General features: G+C 34.6%; 10 protein-coding genes and 1 pseudogene. 4 read left to right on the top strand and 7 right to left on the bottom strand.

The window, feature by feature from the left end:
• Nucleotides 1-431: 431 nt before the first annotated feature.
• The 4 genes and pseudogenes from AC3CH7_RS17810 to AC3CH7_RS17795 all read right to left on the bottom strand — a co-directional run.
• A pseudogene (locus AC3CH7_RS17810) lies at nucleotides 432-557 on the bottom strand (manganese catalase family protein); the annotation flags it as partial.
• The gene (locus AC3CH7_RS17805) at nucleotides 558-821 is read right to left on the bottom strand and encodes a spore coat protein CotJB (RefSeq protein ID WP_080695204.1); all 264 of its coding nucleotides are present in this window, start codon (nucleotides 819-821) and stop codon (nucleotides 558-560) included.
• A complete protein-coding gene (locus AC3CH7_RS17800) occupies nucleotides 818-1,039 on the bottom strand; it encodes a spore coat associated protein CotJA (RefSeq protein WP_036218267.1) in 222 nt (73 codons plus the stop codon). The genes AC3CH7_RS17805 and AC3CH7_RS17800 overlap by 4 nt, the downstream gene beginning before the upstream one ends.
• 440 nt (nucleotides 1,040-1,479) lie before the next feature.
• Nucleotides 1,480-2,112, bottom strand: a complete 633-nt coding sequence (locus AC3CH7_RS17795) for a hypothetical protein (protein WP_012294697.1) — start codon at nucleotides 2,110-2,112, stop codon at nucleotides 1,480-1,482.
• Between the two features lie 144 nt (nucleotides 2,113-2,256).
• Here AC3CH7_RS17795 and AC3CH7_RS17790 point away from each other — a divergent pair, with 144 nt between their 5' ends.
• Entirely contained in the window at nucleotides 2,257-2,730 is a 474-nt protein-coding gene (locus AC3CH7_RS17790) for a hypothetical protein (RefSeq protein WP_031418573.1), read from the top strand.
• Between the two features lie 569 nt (nucleotides 2,731-3,299).
• On the opposite strand, the gene AC3CH7_RS17785 is transcribed toward AC3CH7_RS17790, so the two are convergent.
• Nucleotides 3,300-3,701, bottom strand: coding sequence for a hypothetical protein (locus tag AC3CH7_RS17785; RefSeq protein ID WP_031418572.1), 402 nt, complete (start codon nucleotides 3,699-3,701; stop codon nucleotides 3,300-3,302).
• 222 nt (nucleotides 3,702-3,923) lie between these two features.
• Complete coding sequence (locus tag AC3CH7_RS17780) at nucleotides 3,924-4,244, bottom strand: DUF4183 domain-containing protein (protein ID WP_031418571.1); 321 nt, start codon at nucleotides 4,242-4,244, stop codon at nucleotides 3,924-3,926.
• A 1,269-nt stretch (nucleotides 4,245-5,513) separates the two neighbouring features.
• Between AC3CH7_RS17780 and AC3CH7_RS17775 the strand changes: the two genes are divergently transcribed.
• From AC3CH7_RS17775 to AC3CH7_RS17765, 3 genes are all read left to right on the top strand, one after another.
• Nucleotides 5,514-6,275: a glycosyltransferase gene (locus AC3CH7_RS17775; protein WP_012294692.1), complete on the top strand. Its 762-nt coding sequence runs from the start codon at nucleotides 5,514-5,516 to the stop codon at nucleotides 6,273-6,275.
• Nucleotides 6,276-6,464: 189 nt separating this feature from the next.
• Nucleotides 6,465-6,866: a VOC family protein gene (locus AC3CH7_RS17770; RefSeq protein ID WP_036161832.1), complete on the top strand. Its 402-nt coding sequence runs from the start codon at nucleotides 6,465-6,467 to the stop codon at nucleotides 6,864-6,866.
• Between the two features lie 93 nt (nucleotides 6,867-6,959).
• Complete coding sequence (locus AC3CH7_RS17765; RefSeq protein ID WP_012294690.1) at nucleotides 6,960-7,715, top strand: class I SAM-dependent methyltransferase; 756 nt, start codon at nucleotides 6,960-6,962, stop codon at nucleotides 7,713-7,715.
• A gap of 91 nt (nucleotides 7,716-7,806) precedes the next feature.
• On the opposite strand, the gene AC3CH7_RS17760 is transcribed toward AC3CH7_RS17765, so the two are convergent.
• A complete protein-coding gene (locus tag AC3CH7_RS17760; RefSeq protein WP_155729468.1) occupies nucleotides 7,807-7,959 on the bottom strand; it encodes a hypothetical protein in 153 nt (50 codons plus the stop codon).
• Nucleotides 7,960-8,103: the final 144 nt, after the last annotated feature.

Genomic DNA, 8,103 nt, shown 5'->3' with positions numbered 1-8,103 from the left:
AACTCTAATGGAAGTTTTTCTTCATAAGCCCGTGTTTCTTTTCGCACAACCTTTTTATCATACTTCCGTTTATTCACACTCGCTTTCACATGCGTAGAATCGATAAATAAATGGTCTGCATGGAGCATTTACTTTTCAACACCCTATGTAGATGGAGTACTTTATGTAGAAGTTGATGGGAACGAAGGGCGGCGACTCCTGCGGGAAAAGCGGGAAAGTCGATATCCTGGACTGAGCGAAGCGAGGGAAGTAGCTCGACCCCGCCCCCGCCCGTAGTGGAAATCAACGGCTTTACTTTATTTCATTGTAAAAGAAAAAAGAAGACTGTAGGCAAACTCTCTAATTTTTTGAGTTTGTCTACAGTCTGAGACCACCTAGAAAAGTGGTCTACTACATTTTTAGAAAATTTTCTTTTGATTTCTGTCATCCTTTAAAATTTCTAGAGCTGCAGCTAATTCCCCATCAGCATCACCATATTGCTCCGTTAAATACTTTGCGAGCATGGGATTACATGTACTAACCTTAACCGCAAAAATTATTCCTCCCGGACTCAGAATTTATACTTGCCATGGCCAAGGTGTATCAACCCAATTGAAAGGATAATCAGAATAACTTCTTCCAAAATTCATTAATGGACCAAATTTTTGCTCAAATTTGACTTTAAGTTTCATACTTTTTTCAGTGTTTTCATTAAATTGCTGAATGGCATCATAGTCATCGGGATGAGTATCCAGATATAAGTTTAATTCAACAATGACAAAATCGATCGCTTGTATTTCTTCAAGTAGGGTATAAAATTCAGGTGGCATCTTTTTACTCACTTTTCATCCCTCCTTTTTGGTGGTGGGTAGGGACTAAACAATTGAGGCCATAAAGTTCCGGCTAGAAGTGCTTCGTGAGGGGTTGGGAATTGAGGTAATCCGGGTGGTTGAAAGCCCATATATAATTGTGGGGGTGTAGCATAAACTTTAACTTTTATAGGTGGACATGGATCGAATGGGCCGATATAAGGTTTCCAATACTTATATTGTGAAGACATGATATCCTCCCTTCTATAATCATTTGCATCAGTGCAATATATGGGGAGGCGATAAGTATTATTCTGAAAAAATAAAGATATTTCAAAAGAAAGTCCTAAACCATTAAACAATTTTAAATTAAGTAGAGATTTTCAAACACCTGCCATATAATACTTATTATGCTAACCGATAATCTGGGGTACAAACTTCAATAACGGTCGTACACCCCCACTTGATTTACTTTTACAAACATTGATTTAACAATATCCTCTAGAATTACTTTAATGCGCCATTCTCTTATGATTGTGCGCCACAATGGACAATATTTATTCTATTTTAATTAAAATGAGTATGCTTGAGTTGCTTTTATTTTACGAAGTCATTAAAAACCCAACTACAAACAGTTTGTAGTTGGGTTTTCGTAGCAGGATATTCATAGCTTGTACTGCTAAATAGCTACTTAATTTTTATACATTAATTCAGTATACGTATCACCAATTGGAGTTGCAGTTTCAGTTATATACGTGTTGATGATTGTACCCATAGGGTTTTTCACTACATTTTTTACTTTGTGGTAAATAACGTCTTTTCTAACACCAACTCGGACATATTTATTAGGGTATTGCGATTCATAAGTCCTTGTAGAAGTAAAGCTATGTGAAAATGAAATACCGAACGTCGATGAACCTTGTGCAAAGGAGCCGTTTATACTCCAAGTGATGCCACCAGCAATGGATACACTTTTCACTTTATCCCAACCTGGTGTAGCAGGGTGGTAACCAATAAATGCCCGTGAAACAGTATATTTTTCAAGTGTAGTCTGAGTTGTTTGATTACATGTAGCACATAATAGTTGTTTGCTGTTATTCAGATAGGATTGATAGTCTGCTTCTGATTCAAACAGAATCATGCCGCCATCTTCTGTTGTTATGCTATACCTATTATCTGTCACTAATTCTAATTCCTCAAAGGGTAGTAATTCTGAATCACTCTCGGCTGCATGGACTAAAAGGCTACTGCAACTAAACACTAAAAATAACACAAAGCTAAAGAGTAACGAACTAAGTAACTTATTTCCAGTTATTGCTGTCATCTTTTAACAACCTCCCCTATATTTGTAATTCAATTTCCATTATATACTAAGTGGCAATATTTGTATATAGAAGGTTTGCTTATTGTATAATATGTAAGTATTAACCAATGTTATTAAATTTTAAGAGAAGGTGGAATAAGAGTCGTGAAAAAGAGGTTAACATTTTGTGCTTTACTCGGATTATTGTTGATGCAAACGGCTTGTAGCTATGGAGTAAATGTTAACTACGAAGAAGTGAGCAATCCTGAAATGGTAATTTCCGAAAATACAAAATTGGAAAATGTAAGAGTACTAGAACTGGATATTAATCATGAAGAAAGTAAAAGGGTTCTTAACACATTTGGAGATGATTTAAAGGATGGAATTTATGCTTACGACAAGAATAAGCATAAAACATATATTTTGATAAATTCAACTACTAGGAATTACTCTGATTACTCGTTTAAATTTGATAAGGAAAAGAAAATTTTAACTCTTACCTATACAACGACAGAAGGAAGTAATACAAATAAAAAAACGCTATTTCTGTTAGAGAGTTATAAGAAGAATCCATATAATGAAATCAAACTCGTTAATAACGGGAACGATGATGGATTCATCGGAGTGTATACGCAGTAAACCATATTCAAAAAACATTTTATGTTGAGTTCAGGTACCAAAAAGATTATTCCTCCAACAGAAATACCCTGTATATTTCTACACAGAAAGAGGTAATGAATACATAGAAATGTACGAATTGTTATAGATAAGTGAAACAAACGTAACATGCCTTTGCTGATGCACGGAACTTGGAGTTTCCCCATCTCACGGTAAAGGGTGGGCTTCTACAAAACCAGTAAGACACAGATATATTGTGTTTTGCTGGTTTTGTTCTATTGGTGATAATTAAATTTTTGAACGGAATGAAGAATTACTCCATCTAATGGAGGAAGGAGGTGGAAAGGATAAAATTTGAATTAGAAAGGCACGCAATACGCAAAGGTATTTCGATTTCACGAGATGAGTAATACGTAGTGGAGAGAACACAATTTGAAGAATATAATGGAAAAGCAAAAACTTATTTGAATTATGATGCCAATCCCATGGGGGAAAATATTGAACTGAATATTCCTTTGCAATAAGAAAAAGATGTTCAAAAAGGCTCTCCTTTCTAGACATCTTTTTTATTACATCATTTAGTAGATGCATTAGGATTGATCAAAGCTGCCTAGAACCATGAAATCTACAACAACACCACTTACTGGATTTTCTGACCCCAATACATTAATGCCTAATACTGTTACACCGCTAATATTTGTCACATTTGCAGAAACATATTTTGCGGCAATATTCTTCTCTCTCATTTGTACCCGAGGTCTTAAATTAATGGTTGTATTTGTAGAGTATACGCTTGATACTGCGAAATCAATAGTTGTTAACAAAGGATTGCCACTCGCTATTGCATTGTCTGTGAAATAAAAAGTAGCGATACCATTTGCATCTGATGTAGCTTGTCCATAAATAACGCGCTTTTCTTTTTTAGGAATCGACTCTCCAGCTTTAAATACATGTAATAATGTTGGTGCGAGTTTAATAATTTCAATGCTCATAAACATTCTCCTTCGTTAAATAGTTTCGTACCCATCCTAATTATTTATGAATGATGCAATGCTATTCTATGAACTTTTTATTAGTTTATTACTTTTTTAAATCAGTTATTAAAGTGCATAAGAAAATTAAAATTTTGCTGTAGTGGCAATGCCTTGAAGTATTTGAAGGGTCACTTGGGATGTAGTGACCCTCGAACAAAAGGAATGTGAATTAATAACTCATTACGTTTGTGTAACTAATTCTACTGCTTCGATTACTAAAGGTGTACCTGCAGTAAGCGTGCCTGTAACGCCATTAAATGTTAATTCTGTCGCAGAAACTGTATAGGAGCCGCCTTCTTGTAATACGCCATTAATATAGAAATTATAGTAGCCATTAGTTACTACTGGGAAAGCAGTAGCGGCATTTCCACTATCGTTTAAAAAGGCAGTTGCAGCAATAGTTGTGCCATCTGTGACAGTTAAATTGGCTGCTAAAATATTAAAGAATTTAGTCGAAGTTCCTGTAACATTTACATGAATATTTATAATTGAAAGTGCCATTTTTTCACCTCCTTCCAAAACAATAATATTTACTGAAAAACTTCAAATTCATTTACCTATCCAATGAGATTTACGAGAGTTATACGGGTGAAAAAAGTTGATTATTTTCACAGTGAAACATGTAAGTTTTAAAAAAAATACATCTTATCTTATTTTCATTAATAGTATATGAATCGAATATGGAAGATGATTGGTAATGTGTCTATTAAAAAAATTGAATATAGGATTAGAAAAAAATGGGAAATGGGAGGCAGTCGATGGCCGAACACTGCATAAACACGCGCGAGGCAAGACAAAAATGGCCGGCCGATAGATACAACATTCTTTTGGAAATTTCCTATCGACTATTATTGAAAGGCAATATGATGAGGGTAAGAATACTACTCAGATGCTTGAGTAAGTCAAGGATTATGATGAAATCAGTCGTCTAGTGTTAAAAGAGGAGACTAAACTTGTCATTTCTTGCGCTTACCCGGGAAATTATTTTTTTATTTCCTAGCTAGATAGCTTTTCACAAGGGAAATATAATGCATCATCATGGGGGAATGAAATCATATCGACAAAGAGGAAATAGTCATGATCGTCTATTTCCTGTCTATTTATCTGTTGTTAACGTGTGATCTGCTTATAACCGCACTTTCTACAGGAGCAGTGAACTTTACATTTGCTCAATTCACCACGTTCTCATTCTCCCGTAGCATACTATTCTATTTAATGGCCCATTTCTTTTGAATAATTCGTACTCTTTGATGGCAAAAAATAGATTTTGAATGGGCTTTGATCCCAATCAGCTCTCTTGAGAAAGCAAGCTTGCAGGTGTTCAAGTTCAAGGGATGTGTTGGCACGCACTTCAAGCTTGTGTAGCTGATATTCTACACGAATCTTTTCATCTCATCATTTCCTCTTGATTAAAAACGCAACAGCATCACTTCAAGGGGTTTATGCCTTTTGGTTTTGCAGTTTGTTGTAAATTTGAACTCAGAAGCTTATTCACATAATGTTCTAGAAGGTGACGAAAGGAAATTTAGGCGTTCTGAAATGTGGGAAAAGGAAAAACTTATGTTGATAAAGACTTCTAATTTTTTTATTTCTACAATACATAATAATTAGAAAAAAATTCAAATTCTAACTAGCTGAGACCATTAATTCAATGAGATAATAATTAATGGGTAGGTTTGGAAATAAAGTGAATAGGTAGTGCCACTTTGATTTTATTTCCATGTTATTCACTCTTATGTAAGTTACTGTTAGTTAAAGGGGAGATTTTACATGAATGAGAAGGAGAACGTTTTAAAGGAAAAAAATAAAGAGGATATAAAATTTTCAGTTGTAATACCCGCGCATAACGAAGAACAGTACATTGGAAAATGCATAGAATCCATATTAAAAGCTTCCAAGCCATTTGAACATCAAGTGGAAATCATTGTTGTATTAAATCGATGTACAGACAGAACGGAGGATATTGCAAAATCGTACAATTGTATCGTATTAGAGAATAACGACAAGAACCTCTCTAAGATAAGGAATGCTGGTGTTGAGATAGCAAGAGGTGAAATCATCGTAACGATTGATGCAGATACACGGATGAATGACCATGTGTTGTTAAAGGCAGAGGAGTATTTAAGCTCTGGAAAATACATTGGCGGTGGAGTTACAGGGAAGTTTGAGAGAATGTCTTTAGGAATTTTTGTTTCAGCTATGTTATTGATTGGTCCATTATTCTTTAAATATGGAGCCATATCTGTGGGAATCTTTTGGTGTAATAAAAAGGATTTTAAATCGATTAATGGTTTTAATGAAGAAATGCTTATGGCAGAAGATGCAGATTTTGCTAAACGATTAAAAATGTGGGGAAAAAAGAACGGGAAAAAATATGGGACAATTCAAAATGGAATGATCACATCAAGTAGAAAATTTGATAAAAATGGGGATTGGATTTTACTTAAGCGTCCGACAATCATCCTAGCCTACCTAAAAGGAACAGACCGAAAATATGCGGATGAAGCTTATTATGAAAATCAGGATAGATGAATGATCTTAAGCTAGAGGTTAAAATGAGAGATAAAAATAAAGAAACATTTGTGACGTTAATCCTCCATCGATTAACGCTTTTTTTTGCTGTGATAGTGATGTTGTAATAGATAACTAATAAAGGTGAATAGTAGGGTGAGGTAGAATTCTAAAGTATATGGAATGCTTGATTGGAAGGAGAGTGTATGAATGATTATTTCTAACAATAGTACCCCAATTAAAAACAGAGTGGGTGCTGTGTTTGTTCCAGTTCGTAACTTAGAGAAGGCAATAGAATGGTACAGGAAAATATTTGGTTTGGAGGGGGGAGAAGAACATTTTGGGCATTTATTCGTGGCACCCATGGAAGGAACGGCTGGGTTGATTTTAGATGCTATGCCAATGTGGAGAAAAGAGGATGGAGATATTGCCACCTACCAAGTTCCATCCATTCAGTTTGTGACGGACGATATCCAAGCTTCTTATCAATTTATGAAAGACAATCATGTTGAACTTTTAACAGAAATACAGGATGATTTTTATTTTGTGTTCAAAGATTTAGAAGGAAATGTATTAATGGTTTGTAAAAGTGTTGAAGCTTCGGAGGGCTAATAAAGTGTGAGTGATAATGAATTTTGGTAAGGTATGATCCTTATCTCATTATCAAAACATTAAAGAAAATAGTGTGGGGAGGAAGGGTGTACAGTGAAAACAACTGAAAATTTTACGGACAAGGCCGAAATATATGCGAAATATCGCCCTAGTTACCCTAATGAATATATTGATTATTTGTTTTCAGCAAACCAACTTAAAGGAGAACAGACGGTGGCAGATATTGGTTCAGGTACGGGGATATTGAGCCGTCAGTTACTTGAAAAAGGGATGAATGTTATTGGTGTGGAGCCAAATGACGACATGAGAAAGATGGCTGAGGAGTCTTTAAGCTTCCATTCTCGTTTTAAATCAATAAAAGGAACTGCTGAACATACCACATTAAAAGGCAATAGTATTGATTTAGTAACTGTGGCACAGGCATTTCATTGGTTTGATAAAAAAGCTTTTAAAATGGAATGTCAACGGATATTAAAACAAAATGCAAATGTTGCTCTTGTGTGGAATAGTAGAGATTTAACTAGTCCAATTATTCAAGAGAATGCAGCAATTTGCCAAAAGACCTGTTCGAATTTCAAAGGATTTAGCGGTGGAATGGAAGATACTCCAGCAATTTTTAACAGCTTTTTTAAGGATGGAAAGTATGAGCTTATAAAGTATCAAAATGATTTGATTTTTAATTATGAGGATTTCTTGGGAAGGAATTTATCAGCTTCGTATGCTCCAAAAAAACACGACGACGAATATGAAAATTTCATTTTTCTCCTGTCGGGGTTATTCGAAAAATACAGTAAGAATGGACAAATTGTTCTTCAGAATATAACACGAAGCTATCTAGGTAATGTATAAATAGCCAATAGAAGGGGGTTCGTTTAAGGAAATACAAAAAGCCCCAATATACAGCTTTTTAAAAGGATATTGGGGCTACGTTCCACATTAATTATTTATTCTTTTCATTTATAATTTGACTGAAATCTATTTCCTCTGCGAACTCTTCTCTGTTTTTACGCTCTCTGTTAGCATTTTGATTTTGATTCTGTTGTTTTTTGTTGTCTTGCGTTTTATTATTTTTATGTTTATTATTACCCATCATCATCTCACCTCCACCATTAGTTTGGGTGAAAGATGTTTTTTTATCCCCTTAAAGTACATGAAGTGATGATAGGTAATATTTAGAGAAACTTTTACTCGTTTGTTTTAGTAGGTAAGCCAAAATGATAAGGTTGCTAATATGGAT

This window comes from Lysinibacillus sp. F12 (assembly GCF_057773605.1).
The sequence above is the reverse complement of the archived record's forward strand: the minus strand, read 5'-3'. Positions and strand labels throughout refer to the sequence as shown.